The sequence below is a fragment of the Phocaeicola oris genome (genome assembly GCF_021295095.1).
GTDB classification, from domain to species: Bacteria; Bacteroidota; Bacteroidia; order Bacteroidales; family Bacteroidaceae; genus Phocaeicola; species Phocaeicola oris.
Genome location: NZ_JAJLQX010000032.1, coordinates 1 through 22,158, shown reverse-complemented (window position 1 = coordinate 22,158; position 22,158 = coordinate 1). Strand labels below are relative to the sequence as shown.

Annotated in this window: 15 protein-coding genes; 4 read left to right on the top strand and 11 right to left on the bottom strand. The window is 39.9% G+C overall.

The features are described from left to right. Nucleotides 1–140: 140 nt before the first annotated feature. The 4 genes from LO761_RS11890 to LO761_RS11875 are packed head-to-tail and all read right to left on the bottom strand — an operon-like array spanning nt 141 to nt 9,512. Entirely contained in the window at nt 141–2,135 is a 1,995-nt protein-coding gene (locus tag LO761_RS11890) for a glycoside hydrolase family 97 protein (RefSeq protein ID WP_272818500.1), read from the bottom strand. 42 nt (nt 2,136–2,177) lie between these two features. After that, nucleotides 2,178–3,377, bottom strand: a complete 1,200-nt coding sequence (locus LO761_RS11885; RefSeq protein WP_272818499.1) for a dicarboxylate/amino acid:cation symporter — start codon at nt 3,375–3,377, stop codon at nt 2,178–2,180. A gap of 4 nt (nt 3,378–3,381) precedes the next feature. After that, nucleotides 3,382–6,294 (bottom strand): PD-(D/E)XK nuclease family protein, encoded by a 2,913-nt coding sequence (locus tag LO761_RS11880; RefSeq protein ID WP_272818498.1) that lies wholly within the window; start codon nt 6,292–6,294, stop codon nt 3,382–3,384. Between the two features lie 2 nt (nt 6,295–6,296). Next, nucleotides 6,297–9,512 carry a UvrD-helicase domain-containing protein gene (locus LO761_RS11875; protein WP_272818497.1) on the bottom strand — a complete coding sequence of 1,072 codons (3,216 nt, stop codon included), beginning with the start codon at nt 9,510–9,512 and terminating at the stop codon, nt 6,297–6,299. Nucleotides 9,513–9,662: 150 nt separating this feature from the next. On the opposite strand from LO761_RS11875, the gene LO761_RS11870 reads away from it, so the two are divergent. Continuing rightward, on the top strand, nt 9,663–9,872 hold the full coding sequence (locus tag LO761_RS11870; RefSeq protein ID WP_272818496.1) for a hypothetical protein: 210 nt from the start codon (nt 9,663–9,665) through the stop codon (nt 9,870–9,872). 356 nt (nt 9,873–10,228) lie between these two features. On the opposite strand, the gene LO761_RS11865 is transcribed toward LO761_RS11870, so the two are convergent. Together LO761_RS11865 and LO761_RS11860 are read right to left on the bottom strand one after the other, a co-directional pair. Beyond that, nucleotides 10,229–12,562: a glycoside hydrolase family 3 C-terminal domain-containing protein gene (locus LO761_RS11865; RefSeq protein ID WP_272818495.1), complete on the bottom strand. Its 2,334-nt coding sequence runs from the start codon at nt 12,560–12,562 to the stop codon at nt 10,229–10,231. 94 nt (nt 12,563–12,656) lie between these two features. Beyond that, entirely contained in the window at nt 12,657–13,748 is a 1,092-nt protein-coding gene (locus LO761_RS11860) for a UDP-N-acetyl glucosamine 2-epimerase (RefSeq protein WP_272818494.1), read from the bottom strand. A gap of 81 nt (nt 13,749–13,829) precedes the next feature. Between LO761_RS11860 and LO761_RS11855 the strand changes: the two genes are divergently transcribed. Continuing rightward, a complete protein-coding gene (locus LO761_RS11855; RefSeq protein WP_272818493.1) occupies nt 13,830–14,462 on the top strand; it encodes a trimeric intracellular cation channel family protein in 633 nt (210 codons plus the stop codon). 239 nt (nt 14,463–14,701) lie between these two features. Here the strand turns inward: LO761_RS11855 and LO761_RS11850 are convergent, their stop codons facing one another. The 5 genes from LO761_RS11850 to pyrB are packed head-to-tail and all read right to left on the bottom strand — an operon-like array spanning nt 14,702 to nt 18,690. Beyond that, on the bottom strand, nt 14,702–15,382 hold the full coding sequence (locus LO761_RS11850) for an OmpA family protein (RefSeq protein WP_272818492.1): 681 nt from the start codon (nt 15,380–15,382) through the stop codon (nt 14,702–14,704). Between the two features lie 30 nt (nt 15,383–15,412). Continuing rightward, the gene (glyA, locus tag LO761_RS11845) at nt 15,413–16,693 is read right to left on the bottom strand and encodes a serine hydroxymethyltransferase (protein ID WP_272818491.1); all 1,281 of its coding nucleotides are present in this window, start codon (nt 16,691–16,693) and stop codon (nt 15,413–15,415) included. A 21-nt stretch (nt 16,694–16,714) separates the two neighbouring features. Continuing rightward, a complete protein-coding gene (locus LO761_RS11840; protein WP_272818490.1) occupies nt 16,715–17,281 on the bottom strand; it encodes a flavin reductase family protein in 567 nt (188 codons plus the stop codon). Next, nucleotides 17,278–17,736: an aspartate carbamoyltransferase regulatory subunit gene (pyrI, locus tag LO761_RS11835; protein WP_407951569.1), complete on the bottom strand. Its 459-nt coding sequence runs from the start codon at nt 17,734–17,736 to the stop codon at nt 17,278–17,280. Before pyrI ends, LO761_RS11840 begins: the two co-directional genes overlap by 4 nt. Nucleotides 17,737–17,748: 12 nt before the next feature. Beyond that, complete coding sequence (gene pyrB, locus LO761_RS11830; RefSeq protein WP_272818488.1) at nt 17,749–18,690, bottom strand: aspartate carbamoyltransferase; 942 nt, start codon at nt 18,688–18,690, stop codon at nt 17,749–17,751. Nucleotides 18,691–18,850: 160 nt separating this feature from the next. Between pyrB and LO761_RS11825 the strand changes: the two genes are divergently transcribed. Beyond that, the gene (locus LO761_RS11825; RefSeq protein WP_272818487.1) at nt 18,851–21,181 is read left to right on the top strand and encodes a transglycosylase domain-containing protein; all 2,331 of its coding nucleotides are present in this window, start codon (nt 18,851–18,853) and stop codon (nt 21,179–21,181) included. A 3-nt stretch (nt 21,182–21,184) separates the two neighbouring features. Then, nucleotides 21,185–21,907, top strand: a complete 723-nt coding sequence (locus tag LO761_RS11820; protein ID WP_272818486.1) for an SDR family NAD(P)-dependent oxidoreductase — start codon at nt 21,185–21,187, stop codon at nt 21,905–21,907. Nucleotides 21,908–22,158 lie beyond the last annotated feature (251 nt).

The following is a 22,158-nucleotide window of genomic DNA, read 5'->3' as shown; positions in this document are numbered from 1 at the left end:
GAGGTTAATAAAAAGAAGTTCATAGATGGGTTCCTGAATATAAAAAAGTAGGCTGGAATTACCAGCCTACCAAATGTCCATTACTAAAACACGAGAGGTTTTCAGCCTACCAAATGTCCATTACGCCCAATATTATGAACTTATTGCTTTATAAACTTAATAGCGAAACCTCCGCCCGGAGCAAGATGAATGTTCATTTTCTCACCTGCCTTAATGTTGGTAGTTACTTTTTTATAATCAGTAGCTTTGCGATCGGCATTGATTCCATCTTGGAAAATTTCCACTTTATAAGTACCTGAAGGAAGGACAGACGTATCGACAACGATATCGCGCGCGTCCCAATTATTTACACCACCTATGTAGAAAGTATTATCTTTTTGGCGCATGGTCACAATGTATTTGCCTATTTCACCATCGAGGTTCTTTGTCATATCCCATGTTGTGGGAATAGCAGCGATGAATTCAGTGCATTCCGGCTCCTTGTTATAATTGGTTGGAGTATCGCAAAGCATGTTGATAGGTGAATCGAGAACAACATATAATCCGAGTTGATGACAGCGGGTACCTTGGCTCATCGGTTCCGAATTGCTTGGATAATAGCTTTCGCGAGTGGCATTACGCATAGCTCCCTGAGTATAATCCATCGGGCCTCCCGCCTGACGGATATATGGGATTTGTGTATCGTAAGTAACCTGATCTGTCTCATTTGTACGCCATTTCATCTGCTCTAATCCGTGAACAGCTTCACAGTTAATAACGTTTGGATAAGTGCGGTTGATTCCTGCTGGTTTGAAGATACCATGGTAATCCATCATAAGATGATACTTGGCAGCCATTTCAGCGGCATCATAAAGGAACTGAGTCATAAGCGCGTCGTCACGGTTCATGAAATCAACCTTAAACCCTTTAACACCCATTTCCGCGAAGTGCTTGCAGACATGTTCCATATCACGAGCGAATGCCCAGTAACCGGCCCAAAGAATGATTCCTACATGATGTGCCTTACCATAATTGATTATTTCCTGCAAATCAATTTCAGGAATAACTTGGAACAAATCAGCTTTCTTATTAACTGCCCAACCTTCGTCAAGGATAACATACTCAATACCATGCTTTTCGGCAAAGTCGATATAATATTTATATGTATCGTTGTTGATGCCGGCACGGAAGTCAACACCTTCAATGTTCCAATCGTTCCACCAATCCCAAGCTACCTTACCCGGCTTGATCCAAGAGATATCTTTTAATCTTGACGGGTCGCCTAAAAGATAAGTTAGGTTATTGTCTGCCATTTCTTTATCACTGCGGCTGATCATTGCAACGCGCCATGGGAAGGTACGGGGACCTTCAACTTTTGCGATGTAGTTTTCTGTACTTTGAACCAACATTTCAAGTTCGTTGTGCCCACCTTGTTTCACTTCCTTTGGGTAAGGAGCATTCACACCTTTTAATGATTTATTGCCTGAAGCAGTCAGATAAAGTCCAGGATAAGATTCCAGATGGCTTTCACTCAAGCAGAGTTTAACGCCGTTTCCTGCGTCGACAACAACAGGAAGGAATGCCAGAAAACCATGATCCTGTTGAGAAATTGGCTTTACATTATAGGTTGCTTCGAATGAGTTGCCAAACTGTGATGTAAAATCTCCGGAACGGCCGGCGTCAGCATAAGCTGCAGTCTCCACGTAATCTTCTGGAAAATTATAGGCAACCGTTTCTTCAATAACATTAAAAGGCTTCTTGTTTTCTGTTATTATTCGATAAGCTATACCGTTATTGTATGCACGGAATTCGACATCCCAATTATTATTCAGCTTGATGGTCAGTGTATTGCACTTATTTTCCATCGTTTTGCTGCGATAGAATGGAGAGTTGATGGTTTCGTCAATTTTACCTTTCTTATTGCCTTTAACTTTTACATTGTCGGTAAAAGAAGTTCCGTTGTCCGTCTTCATTCCGATAGGGGAAGGAGCGAGAATTTCACGTCCATCACAAATAATGTTGTACATTAATTGTTTGTCTGCAGTAATAGTAGTCTTTAAATTTCCATCGGGAGATGATAACGTGAACTGCTTTTGAGCAAACGAATAAGTAGCTGCCATGAACGAAAGCAGCATGATACCTAACGTCTTTTTCATGTTCTTTGAATTAAATGGGTTAATATTTGTACAAAACTAAGATTAAATTTCAGGCTCAACAACTTTTGGAATAGGAACTTGCTGTTTCTTTTTAAAAAGTTTGTTGATGATTAGAGCAATGGCACCGTCACCTGTTACATTACAGGCAGTACCAAAACTGTCCATGGCTATGTAGAGAGCAATCATCAGTGCTTGTTCGCTCTCACCGAAGCCTAACATAGATTGCAGTACGCCTAATGCCGCCATAATAGCTCCTCCGGGTACGCCGGGAGCGGCAACCATGGTAATAGCCAGCATAAAAATGAATCCTGCGAACATACCGGTGGTATATGGCATGCCCTGCATAATCATCAAAGCTAAGGCGCAGGCGGTAATCTTCAGCATAGAACCGGACAGATGGATGGTTGCGCACAGAGGAATGACGAATCCAGCAATCTCTTCGCTCACTCCGTTTTTGATGGCTTGTGCCAGTGTAACCGGAATCGTAGCAGCCGATGATTGTGTTCCTAAGGCTGTGAAGTAAGCCGGAAGCATTCGACCTAACATCTTAAACGGGTTCCGGTGAACAAAGAGTGCTGCAGTGCCGTATTGGAAAATCAATAACAGTATGTGCATCAAGAAGATAACTCCAATGATTTTAATAAATACTGAAAGCACGTGATATACTTGTCCGGTATGTGTCATGTTAAGGAATATACCGAAGATATAGATAGGTAACAATGGTAGAATGACTGCCTGAATGGTAAGGATAATTACATTCTTAAAATCGACTGCCACATTCTTCAGTGAGGTAGCGTTTAAGTATGCGATACCCAATCCTAAGGTGAAAGCCGTTACTAAGGAGGTCATTACCGGCAGTGGAGCAGGGATGTCTACCGTAAAGAATGGAGTTGCGTCGTGTGATTCACTAATTTCTTCCAATGACGCTCCGGGAGTAATCATGGAAGGGAAGAAAGTGTTTCCTACACCATAGGAAAAGAATCCGGAGACTACAGTAGCGGTGTATGCTATCAGAGCAGTGACCGCCAACATCTTGCCGGCTCCTCGTCCGATATCGGCAATGGCAGGAGTAACCAGTCCTACAATGATAAGTGGAATGATGAATCCTAAGAATTGGCTGAATATTCCGTTGAATGTGACAAATATACGTACAATGATTTCCGGTAATATGTTACCGAATATAATTCCTGCGATGATTGCTATCACAATTCGAAGCAATAATCCGACTTTTACTTTCTTCATTTTATCAGTTTTTCAGGTTCTCTTTTTTACAAAGAGCCTTAAAGTTACAGTATTTACAATTATTCTCCTCGTTAGTTTGCGTAAATTTTCCTTCAGGACTGAATATTTCCTGTAAAAATGCAGTAAAATTAGCTCTGAACTCTTCTTTATAGTCATTATAATCCTCAACTGTCAGCTTGTTTTTATATGTTCCGATTGATATATCAGGTGTATAATCCGAGCTCGCGGCCTTTTGAATGTACAGTAGAGCTGGTTTAATCATGCTATTTTGTTGTTGGGTGATAATATCTGAGTACAAGAAGATTTGAAATATATAATTGGATCCATCTTTTCTATCCTCTTTAAAAATAGATTCTATGCTCGATACAGTACTATTGTGTCGTCCTGTTTTATAATCTACAATACGCAACGTGTTATCTTTCATGTCCATTCTGTCGATAGTTCCTCCGATATGAACTTTAATGATTTCGTTGGTTTGAGGAATTAGAATATCATATTCTCCGAATACTTTCTTTTCTGCGCCAATATATCTGAATGGCGTGTATCTGCTATCCAGTCGTAGCAATTGCTTGATATACTCTAAGATAACTTTGTAATTGATAAGTTGTAGTCCGTTATATTCCGATTTTTCTTTTAAGTCTATCTTAAAGAATTCAGTTTTAAAGGAATTGTCTACGTATTGCTGGAGCTTTATTTCATCTTTTAATAAAGTTTTCAGTCGTTCTTTTGTAATTAGAGAATCACGTGAACTTAAATCATTATATATGGTTTCTGCCGTTTTATGGAATATATTGCCAAAGGTCGGACTGTCAATATCGGCAGTTACCTCATCTAAGGGCTTTAGTCCGGCAATATACTGATAATAGAATTTCAGTTTACATTCTATATAGGAATTTAAAGCCGTAGGAGAAAGATAAGCTTGAGTATTCCTGTTCATATCAAACTTGTTGCGGAGAATTTCATTAATGTTTGCATTCTTCTCTATTGTAATCTCTTCAACCGGTTGTGGCGATTGTTCTGATTTCAGGTAATAGCGCTTGATATTTTGATTGCTTTCCAATAGAAATTGCAACATGAACCGACTCCATTCACCTTTATTCAGCCCCTCACAGAATGTATTATATATTAAAGTAATCTTTTCTGCTCGTTGAATCATCCGATAGAAATAGTAAGCATAAACGGCCATTTGGTGTTCGATGGTTGTCATTCCGAATGCTTTCCGTATGTTATAAGGAATGAAAGAACTGTCTCCTTCGGATTTAGGTAGTTGTCCTTCGTTTACGGATAATAGAATAAGATGCTTGAAGTCCAGATTTCGAGTTTCCAACACACCCATCACTTGAAGTCCGATAGCAGGTTCTCCATGAAATGGAATATTCATGGAAAACAGTACACGGCTGATTAGTTTAGTCAGTGTCTGTGGTTTGATGATCAGTTCATTGTTATCTATTAGTGTATGGAATCGATTGATGGTGGTATAAACTTTGAAAAGCGACTCTCTGTATAGCTGATTGAACGCTTTTTCCTGAGCTGTCATCTCATTAGAAGAAGGTTTTTCTTTATATATTTCCGTTACTTTTTGCAATATTTCATTTAATCGGGAACAGAGCTCTATATTGTTTTTGTTAATAGGAGTAAAGAGCATATTCAGGAAGTCGTCTTTCAATAAATCTTCCATTGAAGGGAAGAATCGGTTATTCTTTGTTAACGTATAAATCAGTTTCTCTGCCGTGTCTTTTGAGAGTAATTGTGTGTACGGATGTTTTAGTATAGAGACAACAGTTTGATAAGTATAGCGATTAGTTATATCGTCATAACCAGTAATATACAAGTTCATCAGTGCATTCACGAAACTGTAAATAGGAGTTTGTGAAAGAGGAAAGCCCATGGTGATGTTGATGTGCTTTAATTTATCGGGTAACGAATGCAACACCGGTTGAAGAAGGGCTTCATTGCATAAGACTACAGCCGTTTCTTTTTCGTTTTCCGTCAGATTCCGCTCTAACCAGTCGGGTAAATAACGGGTTTGAGCATTTTCTGTTGGAGAAGCGATATATTCTATCTCTTTCGGCTTTGAAAGATTATTGAATAATTCTATTGGCAGAGCGTTAGGAAAGTCGCGTAAATTTTGATTAAGAAATTGTCCCGCTTCATGAAACAGATGATTTCCTTTTTTGTCTTTCGGTACATAATACGTATCGTAGTCCCAATAGAAGATTGCTTTCCCTGATTGGTAAAATGTCTCAAACAATTGATGCTCTACTTTATTTAATACATTGAAACCAATAAAGATGTAATGGTCGTATTTTTCTGTTTGCAATTTATTCATTACTTCTCGATAGAGCATACCTTCGTATGCTAATCCGTCTTCTTTCAGCGCTTTATTGAATTCTTCGTAAATCGCATTCAACGAGTTCCAAATTGCCTTGAACTGTTTTTTCAGGATTGTTTCTTTTTCTATGGAGAAGTCTTTGAAGAATTTATTTATGGCATCTATCTGTTCTTCGCTTAAATAGGAGTAATCGGTTGTTAGATTTGCTAAATCCTCAATGTTTGCAAACAGTCGTTTAGCATCTACCAGATTCTTATCAACATCATCAAAATCACTAATCATTAACTCTCCCCAGAAATAGAAGTCGTCAAGTGTTTCATCACTTCCGGTAACTTCTTTATATACCTTATATAATATGCAAACAAGTTCTATTCTGTCACAAAGTTTCAACTTCGACATACTTTGGAACAGTTCGCTGATGCTTAAATATGTAGGCGACCAAATAGGGTTATCTGATTGTTTTGCAAGGTATTCATTAAAAAAAAGACTTGCACGTTTATTAGGGAATATAACTGCTGTATGGGCCAGGTTCCCCTTCGTTCGTTTATATAGATCGGTTGCTACTTGTTTTAAAAATGTTTCCATTGTTACACTGCTTGTTCAACTTCTTCTAACTGGTTATCGAAGATATACCATAAATATCCTTTGATATTTGTATATCCCATTTGCTTTAATAGTCCGATATATTCGTTTACCTGATGGTGATATTCTTCACGAGGAATACCGAACTTAAAGTCCACTACTACCACTTCTCCGTCTTTTATCATAACACGGTCTGGTCTTCGGGTCTGTATCTCTCCATTCTTATTGTATAATATAGTACATTCATTGTAGAGTGTCCAATTCCCTGAGTACCAATCCTGTACTTTTGGATTATTCAATGCGTATAAAGTCAGCTTGCGCACATGCTGTTCTTGTTCAGTTGATTCTATAATTCCGTCAAAGCGAAGCTGAGCAATAGCTTTGTCCACATCACTTTTGGAATAGATGGCTGAAAATACATGATGCATCAACTGACCTTCGGAAATGTATTTTTCTGTTTCTGTTGCTTCTCCGTTGATAAATTCGGCCGACTTATTGGATTGTTTAAATTCTATATTACTGTCGTATGATTTCAGATGAATTTCCTGAGCCATAGCGGGGGTTAGCAATTTGTTTTCGGTATTTTGTTCTTTCTTTTTTTCTGTCAGCACGATGGAACCATATTCATATATGAGAGGTTCATCTTCGGTTGAGCCATCATTCACTACATTCAGTTTAATCTCCGGATTATCTTCAACAGTAAGCATCCCTAATGTACTTTGAATCCAGTCGGAAATATTTGCTGTATTCGACATTTTATCTTTTCCCATTATACCTTTTTGACTATAAATGAACAGATTGCTTTCTGCTCGAGTAAAGGCAACATAGAGTAAGTTCAAGTTGTCCACCCATAGCTGATACTGTTCTTGACTATAATCATCAGCGTAAATAGACTTCTCCATAGGTTTACTGTATTCCACCGGAAGAATATCTAATTCATTGTAAGGTGCCTCTTTCGGTTCAACCCAAATTACATTATCATAATTGATTTCGTTTTCTTTAGCCCAATCGCAGAAGGGGAGAAGTACCGTATGGAATTCCAACCCTTTGGAACTATGAACGGAAAGAATTCGAATACCCTCTACTTCGCCAGAAGGAATAGCTTTCTTGTATAGCTCTTCATCCCAAAAGTCGAGAAAGGCTCCTATATCGGATGAGTTCTCTTGAATATATTGCATCACATTATCGAAGAAAGCACATAAATAGGCATCCTGCTTTTCTATCTTGCTCATATCAAACAGCTTGAACAATTTCTCCAGTAATTCGTACAGCGGCATCAGGCGCAATTCGTTCATTTGTTTCAAGAACTTTTCAGGCAGGAATGTTTCCGAATTATTCTTGCTAAGTAAAATCTCATTCATGCTTTTTCCGTTCTTCAATATTTCAATCTGATAGGAGAGAGCTAATTGCGCTTTGGCAATCTTATCTTCCGAATTGAATAGGAGTCGTAAGGCATTGATCATCATATTAATGGCTGACGATGCATTCAATTGAAACGCTTCGTCGGAGACAATCTGATAATGCGTGTTCTTGTTGAAATAGTTTGCAATAATGGGGATGAATTTCTTTTTGCGAACCAATATGGCAATGTCTTTTTGATGTATACCTTTATCTATTAGTGTATTAACCGTTTCTTTAAGAGCGTTACATGTTTCCTTTTCATAGTTATCTTTATGTAATAAACAGACATGAACAAATCCTTCATCGGGATGCTTACATACCTCTTGTCGGACATCTTTATAAGCATTCCTAAGATTCTCGTCATTGTTATTGACACACTCTAATACTTTGGTAAAGAAAGCGTTGTTGAAGCGGACTATATTCCCGTAACTTCGGCGGTTCACATTTAAATGTTTCTCAATGATAGGGAAGTTGAACAATGTGTTCTTTAAATTGTTCAGAATACGCCAATCTCCGTTTCGCCAACGATAGATAGACTGCTTTACATCACCTACTATCAAACTGTTCTTTCCTTGTGCCAAACCATTCTGCAACAGGAATTTGAAGTTATTCCATTGCATGCGTGAAGTGTCTTGGAACTCATCAATCATGATATGATTCAAACTGGCACCCAACTTCTCAAAAATGAAAGGAGAGTCTTCGTTGGCAACAAACTTACGGAGCAGCGCGTTGGTATCGGAGAGTAAGAATCTGTTCTGTGTCCGGTTCTCCTCGTGGATTTCGTCATCAATGGTAGAGAGCAGTTGCAGATCGTTGACATATCGTAGAGAAAGGTTGCATGAGTTGATAATGCTTTCATCTTTCGGGCGTACCGATTCTGCCTTTTTTAATAACGGAAGAAGGGTAGAATCTGCTAAACTAACGATTTCATTTCTTCGTTTTGATGTTTTTGATGCCCAGTTTTCCGGACTGTCCAGACATTTTTCAACGGTAGAATTTATGAGCTTATCCAATGCCAAGGCCTTTAGTTTGTTGAAATAACTGGCTATACTTCTTGTCCCGCCATTCAGATCTGTAGGTTCTAATCCGTTATCATTGAGTATCTTGAAGAATTTATCAGCAATATCAGTCAATTCCTTTTCCGCGTCATCGCTTAGAGCATTCAGCAGTTTCTTATAATTACCGATAAAATGGGGTATTTCTTCCATGTTCTTTTTAACATTATCCCCTTTTTCTATATATATCTCATTGAATATATATTTCCCGAACGATTTTATTTCTTTAGATACATTCCAACTTTTATCATTGTTGATGCGTTCCATTATAAAATCAGTAATCCATGTGAGTATCACATCGTTGGTATTCAGATTATTAATGATGGTATCTACCGCGTCACTCAACGGCTTTTCCTGATCTAATATGATTTTTAAGTTCGCTCCGAGATTTAATTCTCTGGCAATATTCTTTATTACCGATTGAAAGAATGAGTCGATAGTCTCAATGTGGAAATGACTGTAATCATGGATGATCAACATTAGAGCACGCTTGGCTTGTTGACGGATTACTTCCACAGAACGGTTGGTCTCCGAAAGAATTACATTTAGATATGCATCCGACAGACTGTCGCCGATAGCAATGCCATACAGTTGACTGAGGATGCGCTCTTTCATCTCGGCAGTAGCTTTATTTGTAAAAGTCACTGCCAGAATTTCCTTATAATTTTCTGGTCTATCTATCAGTAACTTAATATATTCTACGGTCAGCGTAAAAGTTTTTCCTGAGCCGGCCGATGCCTTGTAAACGAGTAAATTGGAATGCATAATTGATTTTTATCTTTTGTAAAGATACAATCTAAATTTCAAATTCTTCCTATTTAGTAAGTAAAAGAGTCACTAAATAATTTGTATGTTCTAAGTATATACTAACTTTGCACGACTAACTATTTAAGAAAAGCATAAAAGGAGAGAGAGATGGAAACTTATGACATTTTATTTAAGGATTCACGTGAAGAGACTGTAAAAGGATTTAATATTAAGGATAAAAATAAAGCTATTCGTATGGCATCTGATATGTTGGCAAAAAAGAAAGGATTGGTTTTACAATACTCCGGTGGAACAATTAATGTTATAAACAAACAATCGCGTGAAGTTTTATGGTCTGAATCCATTCCAAAAGAGTAGTTTTATATTTCATATAAAATAAGCTGCTTCATTCTTTGAGGCAGCTTATTTTAGTTTATAGCAAATTGAGAAAGATGATTAAAAGTCTCGTAAAACAAGTATTTATCCTTCATTTATTAAGAAATGTTATTCATAAGTATTGAAATGCTTTTCATCTTTCATAGCAATCATTATTGATAAAGAGATTTGTTAAAATGATCCGTATGAATCGTTCAACTCATACGGATGAGTTACTCAACTCATGCGCATCAACCGAGCAACTCATCCGCGTCACTTTGTCTATTTATCAGCATCATTTTCAGCTATCATACGTTTGACATGAGTAAAGCGCAATACAGCTGATGGGATGCATCCTGTTAAGGACGACATACTAACGTATTGAGCTTTTCCACAGGTTTTAATACATTGTGTACTTTTTGTTTCATTCCGTTCAACTTGACAGTTGTCACACCTTTAATGTCACGGCTTGATGCCCCAACCTTGAAGGTATATTTTCCGGCATCAAGTATCCATGCACTCTGATTTTCGTTGAAAGAGGCAAGGTCGATCGGATGGATGGTCATGCTGAGAGTTTCGCTCTCGCCGGGTTTCAGTTCACGAGTTTTGGCAAATGCTTTCAGTTCCTGAGCAGGCTTGTCAATCTTCCCTTTAGGAGCCGTAACGTACACTTCGGCAATCTCCTTGCCCACAGCTTTTCCTGTGTTGGTGACGCTGACACTTACTTCAATGGTGTTTCCATTCATTTTTACTGATGGCTCACTATATTCAAATGTGGTATAACTCATACCGTAACCGAACGGATAGCTTACGTTCTTCTTAAAACTATCAAAATAGCGATAGCCTACATAGATACCTTCCTCGTAGTTGGTATAGTCGATAAGATTACGCTGTTCACCTGATTCTTTCTGTCCAATGGTTGGACGAACGCTCGGAGCATCCTTGACAAAATTCTTACTGCTGTAGTGATCGTCAAGTTCGATAGGGAATGTCATAGGAAGTTTTCCCGAAGGATAGCGATTTCCACTAATCACGTCGGCCATAGAATTACCACCTTCCTGTCCACACTGCCAAGGGAGCAGAATGGCATCAGGAATATCTTTCCAGCTGGCAGTTTCAATTACCCCATCAATGTTGAGCAGTACCACTACTTGTTTACCTTCCTTATGGAAAGCAGCAGTAATATCTGTGATGAGCTTTCGTTCGTTGTCGTTGAGATAAAAGAGTTCGGCTTTGCGATCGCTTCCTTCTCCGGCGTTACGTCCAATGGTGATGATAGCTGCATCGCATCGCTGAGCTTGCAATGTCAGACTGTCGGCAACAGGAACAAATTCATCTGCATGTGCCGGAGTGCTAAACCATGAAGTTTGCTTTTTACTCTGTTCCCTCTTGAAGTCGTTAATAAATTTGCGATAGCTTTCAAGAATAGCCGTATCGGAAGTGTAGCCGTTGTTGCGCAATCCTTCGATGAGCGAAACAGTGTATGAGGTGTTTACAGAACCGGAACCGGAGCCACCGGCAAGAATGTCGTAGCTGGTAGAACCGTAAACGGCTACATTCTTAATTCTCTTTCCAAAAGGCAGTGTGGCATTGTCGTTCTTTAACAATGTGATTCCCTCGGTTGCTGCTTCACGAGTAACCTTTGCGTGAGCCTTCAAATCAGGATCACTGCTATAGCTTTGTTTCTTGAATCGAGGAGTCTTTACGATAAGGTCGAGAACATGTCGTACATTACGGTTGAGTGCTTCCATTGTGATGCGTCCATCGGTAAGTCCAGCCTTAATACTGTCAGGATCGAAAGGCAATCCCGGCTGAATCATATCATTGCCTGCCATCACGCCGGCAGAACGATTTTTACCTCCGAACCAGTCAGTCATCACTGCGCCCTTGAATCCCCATTCGTCACGTAGGATAGTTGTCAGTAAGTCGTAGCATTCTGCAGTGTAAGTACCGTTTATTTTGTTATACGATGACATGACAGTCCATGGCTGAGCCTTCTTTACAGCTATCTCGAAACCTTTGAGATAGATTTCCCGAGCGGCACGCTGGCTCACTCTTGCGTCATTACCCATACGATTGGTTTCCTGATTGTTGAAGGCAAAATGTTTGAGCGATGTTCCTACACCATTGCTCTGTATACCAAGTATGTAAGCCGCGGCAATGTTTCCGGAAAGAAGCGGATCCTCACTGTAGTATTCGAAGTTTCTGCCGCAGAGAGGGTTACGATGGATGTTGTTTGCCGGCGCTAAGAGCACGTCGGCACCATAGTCGCGCACTTCTTCTCCAATGGCTTTGCCTACCATCTGAACAAGGTTTGTATTCCAGCTGCTTGATAAACAAGTGCCAATGGGGAACCATGTGCAATAATATGTTTTACTATAGAAATCGCGCTTTGGATCGATACGTAATCCGGCAGGACCATCAGAGAGAACAATGGCCGGAATGCCTAAACGAGGAATAGGATAGGTAGTGCCGGCTGCGCCGGGCACTAATGAACGAGTGGCACCGATAACAGGCATACCAATGGCAACACCGGGCATTCCCGTGCCAACAAGAAGATGTACCTTCTCGTCGAGTGTCATAGATTGAATAATCTCATCAATATTGTCAGCTTGCAATTGCTGAGCTGTGATTTGTGTACTTGCTGTAAGCGCACAAATAAGGGTTGCTAACCCTAATAATTGTTTCTTCATGTTTCTTTCTACTTATTTTATTGTCGTCATTGTTTTTCAGTTTTGTATTTTCTATCATGGATAATGATATTAGTAAAGTAATGCTTACATCTACTTATTCGTTTCCAAATTCTCTTAATAAAGAATAGACAATTCGTTCTGCGGTATGTCCGTCCCATCGTTCGGGGAGTTTGGCATCTTTCCAATCACCGCGTTGAATCTTTAGTATGGCATCCTGAATCTTCTGAGGATCTTCACCCACCAGACAGTTAGTACCTGTAGTGATGGTCTCGGGATGTTCAGCGTATGTATTTAATGTAAGGCATGGTATTCCTAAGAAAGTAGCTTCTTCCGCGATATTCCCCGAATCGGTGATGATAGCCTTGGCATGACTTTCCATATATCCGAACGAAAGGTATGGCTGAGGAGGCAATAGATGCAGACGTTTTGTTTCAATGGTCAGCTCCTCTAACCGATTTTTGATGTAAGTATGCATGGGAGCGACGATAGGAACGGTGGTATTGCTGATAATGCTATCCATGACCATCTTTATCTTTGCTTCGTTGTTGACTATTTCATGACGATTGATGGTTAGCAGAACGTAATTACCTTCTTTTATATTTAGGATATTAAATGCTACCGGACGTTGCATCCTTGGGCGATTATAACGCAAGGTATCAATGAGAATGTTTCCCACTAAATAGACATGATTTTGTTCTGTTCCGGTATTCGACAAGTTTCTGTTGGCTATCATTCCGGCAGTGAACATGATGTCCGACAGTCCATCGGTGATAACTCGGTTAATCTCTTTTGTGTCAGTATCGAACGAACGAGTTCCGGCAACCAAATGAGCTACTTTAACTCCCATCTTCTTTGCTACGATGGAGCATGCCATGGTAGGAGTGAAGTCATCTACCACAACAACCACATTGGCAGGATGCGTCTTCAGTTCTATGGAGAAAGCAGTGATAATACCGGCTGTGCGTTGGAAGAAATCTGTTTCATTCACGTTCAGATAGACTTCAGGTTCAGGCATATCCAAATCATGGAACAAAGACGGTTCTATGCTTTTTTCTTGAGCAGAGCCTGTATAAACTAATCTGGCAGAGATATTCTTTCCATCACTTTTTGCTTTTTGAATGGCACGCATTAACGGAGCAATTTTCATAAAGTTGGGACGTGCGCCGGCAATGATAGTTACTTTCATTTCTTTTATTCTTTTCTTTTAGCAAATATACGTTATTATTAGCTTTATTATGTACTTTTGTATTTAATTTTTTTCAAATATATGGTATCATTTGTGCAGATATTAGACTTTGCCGGTACGTTTGCTTTTGCAACGAGTGGAATTCGGCTTGCCTCGGCTAAACGGTTCGATTGGTTTGGTGCTTATGTCGTTGGACTGGCTACAGCCATTGGCGGAGGAACTCTTCGTGATGTGTTATTGGGAGTTACTCCGGCTTGGATGCAAACGCCTGTTTATCTTATTTGTACAGCCTTGGCACTATTCTGGGTCATTGCTTTTGGCAAGTATGTTATTACCATGAATAATACTATTTTCTTTTTCGATAGTGTAGGACTCTCTTTGTTCACTGTTGTTGGTGTGAGTCATAGCATTGCGTTGGGCTTTCCTTTTTGGGTGGCAATCATTATGGGAAGTATTACAGGCGCGGCGGGAGGTGTGATTCGCGATGTGTTTATCAATGAGATTCCGCTTATTTTCCGAAAGGAGATATATGCCATGGCATGTGTGGCGGGAGGAGTGCTTTATTGGATTCTATCTGTTTGTGGAGTGGGTGAAGTACTTTGTCAGATTATTGCCGGTTCATCTGTATTCTTTACTCGTGTGATAGCTGTCCGATATAACATTTGTTTGCCTACGCTGAAAGGTGATCCGTCGGAGTTTAATGATAAAGATTAATAGGGCATATATATATCGTCTACTGATTCGACGTGTGAGAATGTGTAAAGAGAGACGCATGACTTTTTGTATTCATCAGAAGAATTCATCCGGTTATGCGTATGAGTTTGTTGATTCATACGTATCACTTTCTCCGGTCTCTTTATGACAAATTTAATACGTCTGACGAAAAAGCAAAGAGAGGTGCAAACAAGTAATGGATGCACCTCTCTTTGTTGTTCTTAATGTGGGTTATCAGCTTATGATTTTTGAGCTTCTGCTTCTGCTTGTTGAATCATTTCCTGACTTGCGTACATAAATACTTCGACACGTCTGTTGTCACTTGCTGATTTGGACTCATCGTATTCACTGTAGTTCTTTCCTTCAACGTACTTGAATTGTGAAGTTTTTACACCGAGTGATTTCAAATAGTCGGCTACAGCGTTTGCGCGAGCTGTGGAAACCTTCTGGTTAGCTTCCAGTGTGCCAACCTTATCGGTATGTCCATAAATGGCAATATCCAATGTCGGGTTCTCTTTCAGGATTTTAGAGAACTTAGTCAAAGAGTTCTTTGCCTGAGTACTGAGAGTACTCTTATTGAAATCGAATAAGATGCCTGAGTCGAAAGTAACCTTAACAGCTTCAAGGCCGTTATTATCGGTTACTTGTTCTACTTGCGCTCCTTCAATTTGAGCAGCTTCTTTTGCCGTTTTATCCATTTTCTTTCCAATAATGACACCGGCACCGGTACCAACAGCGGCTCCTACGGCAGCACCGATGGCAGCACCTTTACCATGACCGGCAATTGCGCCAATGACAGCACCTAAAGCTGCGCCGCCACTACCACCGATGATACCACCTTTGGTGGTGTTGTTCATATTACCACATCCACTGAGAATCAAGGTGAAGCTCAGTAGTAAAACCGTCAATTTTGTTTTCATACTTCTTAAATATTAAATATAAATTTGAAATCAAAATGCGAATATGGGATAATTCTTCATAATATTGTTCACTTCTACACGAACTTTTGTAATAATTTTCTCATCTGTAACATTTGTAAGTACTTCGTCGATTAGTTCTGCGACCTTTATCATCAAATCTTCCTTAGCTCCGCGAGTAGTCATGGCCGGCGTACCCAAACGGATACCGGAAGTTTTGAAAGCAGAACGTGTATCGTAAGGAACCATGTTCTTGTTGACAGTAATGTCGGCTGATACTAATGCTGTTTCGGCTACTTTACCATCCAACTCAGGGAATTTAGTGCGCAAATCAACCAGCATAGAATGGTTATCGGTACCATCGGAAACAATCTTGTAGCCACGCTTCATCAATTCGTCGGCCAGCACAGCGGCATTCTTTTTAACCTGTTTTGCATATTCCTTGAATTCCGGTTGAAGAGCCTCACCGAAAGCAACGGCTTTAGCGGCGATAACATGTTCCAACGGACCGCCTTGTATTCCTGGAAATACCGCAGAGTCGAGTAATTGGGACATCATTTTTGTAATGCCTTTCTTTGTCTTTTTCCCCCATGGATTCTCAAAGTCTTTATTCATAAGGATAACACCACCACGTGGGCCACGCAATGTTTTATGGGTAGTAGATGTTACGATGTGTGCATATTTCAATGGGTTCTTTAACAATCCGGCAGCAATCAAACCGGCGGGGTGTGCCATGTCAACCATAAAGATAGCTCCTACCTTATCGGCAATAGCACGCATACGTTCATAATCCCATTCGCGTGAATAGGCAGATCCTCCTCCGATAATCATCTTTGGTTTTTCGCGAAGAGCAATTTCTTCCATTTCGTCGTAGTTGACACGACCGGTCTTTGGATCCAGATTATATGCAATAGGATGATATATGATACCCGATGTGTTTACCGCAGATCCATGTGAAAGATGACCTCCTTGGTCAAGATTCAATCCCATAAACTTATCTCCGGGATTTAAAACAGTCAGGAAAACAGCAGCGTTAGCCTGAGCTCCAGAGTGAGGTTGAACATTTACCCATTCTGCGTCAAATAGTTGTTTTAAACGTGTTCTTGCCAATTCCTCGCTTTGATCAACAATTTCGCAACCTCCATAGTAACGGTGCCCGGGATAACCTTCTGCGTATTTGTTTGTCATGCATGATCCCATAGCCTGCATCACTTCGTCACTGACAAAGTTTTCAGATGCAATAAGTTCCATACCTTTCAACTGACGTTGATGTTCTTTCTCAATCAGATTAAAGATTTCTTCGTCTCTCTTCATATTAAATATATTAATAGTTAATTATTTCTTTTTCTCTACCGACCATCCGAATTTGCCGATTTTATGTCCAAGTTCATAATAGCCTCCATGTTCATAAGCCGTCAGTTTGGCTGCTTCCATATCGAATTTTCCGGTTTCTTTATTCAAGTATTTCTCGTCAGCCTTTACATTCAACACTTCGGCAATGAACATATCATGTGATCCTAACGAGATGATTTCTTTTACTTTACATTCAATGTTTAAAGGAGATTCTTCAATGATGGGAGCTTGGACGAATTTTGCTTTCCCGGGTGTAAGATTCATTTCTTTGAACTTATTATAGTTCTTTCCTGAGCGGACTCCACACCAGTCGGTGGCAAAGGCTAAATCTTTATTGGTTAGGTTGATGACAAACTCCATATTCTTTTTAATAATAGAATAGGAGTGACGTTCCTGACGAATGGAAACATAACACATTACCGGATCGGAGCAGATAGTTCCGGTCCATGCAGCGGTCATGATATTATATTCTTCGGGAGTGCTTCCGCTGCTGACCATGACAGCGGGCAGTGGATAAATCATCGTTCCAGGTCTCCAGTCTTGTTTCATAATAATGTCATGTCGTCTAAACTCTGTTCTTTTTCACAATAGTGGCATTTATATAGACGCTGTTCCTTATCCACCACATGGAAAATAGTCATCATAGGTTCATTATTCGTGATGCATTTAGGATTAGCACATTTTACAATCCCGTGGAGTTCCTCAGGCATTTCCACTGTCTTTTTCTCAATCACTTCGTAGTTGCGGATAATGTTGAGTTTAACAGATGGAGCAACAACCGAGATACGACTGATTTCTTCGTTTGTAAAGAATCGGTCGGCAACTTTAATCAAGCCTTTTTTACCCAGTTTTTTGCTATTCAGATTATTTCCGATGGTAATTTTAGAATCGGAATCTTGTAGACCCAAAAGATTCACGACGGTGAATACTTTGTCGCAAGGAATATGATCGATGACAGTACCGTTCTCTAAAGCGGCAACCTGTAATTCTTGTTTCTTATTCATAGTTTTCAATATTTACTTGTTCTCGTCAGCTTTTACCTTATCAATGGTAATGCCCAGTACATCACTAAGTATAGCTTCACGGGCATACAGTCCGTTTTTAGCTTGTTGGAAATAATAAGCTTTCGAGTTCTCGTCTACATCATAAGCGATCTCATGAACTCTTGGTAAAGGATGAAGGATACGCAGATTCGGACGGGTATGTTTTAGCATATCGTTTTTCAAAATGTACACATTCTTTACACGTTCGTACTCCATCAAATCGGTGAAACGCTCACGTTGGACGCGTGTCATATAAAGAATATCAGCATCGGCAATGGTTTCTTCAGAGAATTCGGTATGTTCTTCATACTTAATATTATTTTCTTTGCAGTAGAGCTTGTATTCGTTCGGCATAGCCAACTCTTGTGGAGCTATGAAATGAAATGTTGGGTTAAAAAAACGCATGGCTTGAATCAAGGAATGAACAGTGCGTCCGTATTTCAAGTCACCCACCAGATAAATGTTCAGATCGTTCAGTGTTCCTTGTGTCTTATAAATGGAATACAGGTCGAGCATAGTTTGCGATGGGTGTTGATTGGCTCCATCGCCTGCATTGACAATAGGAATAGGAGCGATTTCACTAGCATATCTTGCGGCACCTTCCAAGTAATGGCGCATCACAATGATGTCGGCATAATTGCTTACCATCAGGATAGTATCTTTCAGAGTCTCACCTTTTGATGAACTGGTAACTTTCGGATCAGTGAATCCGATGACACGTGCGCCCAGCCTATTGGCTGCTGTTTCAAAACTAAGACGGGTACGAGTGGAAGGCTCAAAGAAAAGTGTGGCAACAACTTTACCTTCCAATAGTTTACGGTTGGGTTTCTTTTCAAACTCTTTTGCCATTTCTAACATATAGAGAATTTTCTCTTTAGAATACTGGGCAATAGAAACTAAACTTCTGTTTTCCATGAGAATGTTCATATTAAGACAACTTTCAGTTCGTAAAGATAGATAAAAAAAATAAAATGGAGAAGGTTCTGCGGATATTTCAAGTAACTTTATGTAAAAGGCTTTTTTCTTCAACGATTTTATTATTACATTTGCATCATCTTTTTTATATTATGGGAAGATGAGAAAGAAATTCATACATATTCTATGGGGTTTTCTCGCTATTTGTGTTTTGGGCGTGTTCCTTATTTTCTGTGCAATTGCGAAAGGATGGGTTGGTTATGTTCCTCCTATTCAGGAGTTGGAAAATCCTACACTTAAGTTTGCTACTCAAATTATTTCGGACGATGGTCAGTTGCTTGGTACTTGGTCACTGAGTAAAGAGAATCGTGTTTATGTAGGTTATGAAGATTTATCGCCTCATCTGGTGAAAGCACTGATTGATACAGAGGATGCCCGATTCAAGAACCATTCCGGAATAGATTTTCGTGCTTTTTTCCGTGCATTGGTCAAGCGTGGTATCTTTATGCAGAAGAATGCCGGTGGTGGTAGTACCCTGACTCAACAGTTGGCTAAGCAGTTTTATTCACCTGCAGCCGATAATGTGGTGGAACGCCTGTTTCAGAAACCTATAGAATGGGTCATTGCAGTACAGCTGGAGCGTTATTATACCAAAGAAGAGATTCTTACTATGTATTTGAACAAGTTCGATTTTCTTAATAACGCTGTAGGTATTAAGACGGCTGCGAATACTTATTTTTCTAAAGAACCTAAGGATTTGACTGTTGAAGAGGCTGCCACATTGGTAGGCATGTGCAAAAATCCATCGCTTTTTAATCCGCGTCGTTTCAATGAGCGCGCTAAGGGGCGTAGAGATGTTGTTATCGGTCAGATGGAGAAGGCCGGTGACTTGACAAAGGCTGAGGCTGATTCATTGAAGAAATTACCATTGACGCTCCATTATCGTCGTGTTGACCATAAAGAAGGTTTGGCAACATACTTCCGCGAGTACCTGCGTGGCATTATGACAAAAAAGAAACCGGTTCGAAGTAATTATATGGCGTGGGAAGGTCAGAAGTATTATGAAGATTCCATCGCTTGGATTAACAATCCGTTGTTCGGATGGTGTTCGAAAAATAAAAAGAAAGATGGTTCCAACTATAATGTCTATACCGACGGATTGAAAATTTATACTACTATCAATTCGCGCATGCAGAGGTATGCGGAAGAAGCTGTTATGGAACATGTAGCAGGTTATTTGCAACCTCATTTCTTTTCTGAGAAGAAAGGAAGAAAGAATGCTCCGTTTACCAATCGGATTTCGGATGCTGATGTAAAGATGATTCTTGATCGCTCTATCCATCAGACAGATTTGTATCGTTACTTGAAGAAACAAGGAATGAAGGAAGAGGCGATAATGAAAGAGTTCAATAAGAAACATCCAATGTCGGTATTTACATATAAAGGGGAGATTGATACGGTAATGTCTGCTATCGATTCTATACGTTACTATAAGCATTTTCTTCGTTGCGGATTCATGTCTATGGACCCTCGTTCAGGCTTTGTAAAAGCTTATGTAGGTGGTCCGAACTATACATATTTTCAGTATGATATGGCCATGCAGGGACGTCGTCAGGTGGGTTCAACCATTAAACCGTATTTGTACACGTTGGCTATGGAAAACGGATTTTCTCCATGTGATATGGTACGCCATGTAGAACAGACATTGGTTGATGAGAACGGTCGGGCATGGACTCCGCGTAATGCTAATCATAAACGTTATGGCGAGATGGTTTCCGTTAAATGGGGATTGACCAATTCCGATAACTGGGTAACTGCTTATCTGATGGGAAAACTCAGTCCGTATCAGCTTGTTCGTCTGATTCATGCATTTGGTGTTATGAATAAAGAGATTGACCCTGTGGTTTCCCTCTGCCTTGGTACGTGCGATATCTCGGTAGGAGAGATGGTGAGTGCTTATACGGCATTTGCCAACAGAGGTATCCGTACAACTCTGCTCTTTGTTTCCCGAATTGAAGATAACGAGGGGAATGTCATTGCGACCTTTACTCCTCAGATGAACGAGGTAATCAGCGAAGACGCTACCAATAAAATGCTCACCATGCTTCGTGGTGTTATCAATGAAGGAACAGGAAACCGTATCCGGCGAATTTATAATATTACGGCTGATATGGGGGGAAAGACAGGTACTACACAAGATAATTCCGATGGTTGGTTTATGGGCTTTACACCTTCGTTGGTAAGTGGCGTTTGGGTAGGTGGTGAGGATCGTGATATTCACTTCGATACCATGCTTTATGGTCAGGGTGCTTCTATGGCATTGCCTGTGTGTGGTCTTTATATGCAAAAGGTTTATGATGATAAGAGTTTGGGATATTCCCAAGATGAGAAATTCTCTATTCCTGAAGGATTCAATCCTTGTGGTGATATCTTAGACGCCAATATGCCTGACGAAACTACTAATCAGGGGCTTGATGATATATTTGAATAAATTATGAAACGAGCTGTTGTTATCGGTGCCTCTTCGGGGATGGGGATGGAAATTAGTAAGTTACTGCTTGCTGATGGATGGACTATTGGTATCGCTGCCCGTCGCGCTGATAAACTTATGGCATTTAAAGAACTGAATCCCGACCGGATTGAGTTCGAAACCATAGATGTTACTACCGATGACGCTCCCGATTGCTTGTTGTCTCTGATAGATCGCATAGGCGGAATGGATCTTTTCTTTTATGCGTCAGGGATAGGCAAACAGAATAGAAATTTAGATACTGATATAGAAATCAAAACAGTTGCTACTAATGGATTAGGATTCACCCGGATGATAGATGCCGCCTTTAATTATATGGCGAATAATGGAGGCGGACATATAGCTTGTATCAGTTCAATAGCCGGAATTAAAGGGTTGGGACCTGCTCCTTCCTATTCGGCAACTAAAGCTTTTCAGAATTGTTATATTCAGGCACTTGAGCAACTGGCCAATCAACGTCATCTTTCTATTACTTTCACCGATATCCGTCCAGGATTTGTTGATACAGCCTTGCTGAGTGGTGCTCATAAATACCCGATGTTGATGAATGTGGAATACGTATCACGTAAGATTTATAGTGCCGTGATGCGTCAAAAGCATATTTGTGTCATCGATTGGCGTTGGAGTATTTTGGCAAGGCTTTGGAGTTGTGTTCCCAATTTTATTTGGCGAAAGCTTAATTTATAAACCTTTTAAGCATCCATCTGTAATTTAATAATGTCATTCGTTAAACTGATACGTATCATTTGCTAAAGTGATGCGGATGAGTTGGTGAACTGATGCGGATGAGTTGGTGAACTGATGCGGATGCTGACTTTACCTGATTTTACTAGACACTTTTTTGCTACATTAGCTGAACCTGTAGACACTTTTTTCCTTGCCATACTGATTCCCTATACACCATCGAGCAACCCGTGCTGTTTTGATAGACAGTGCAA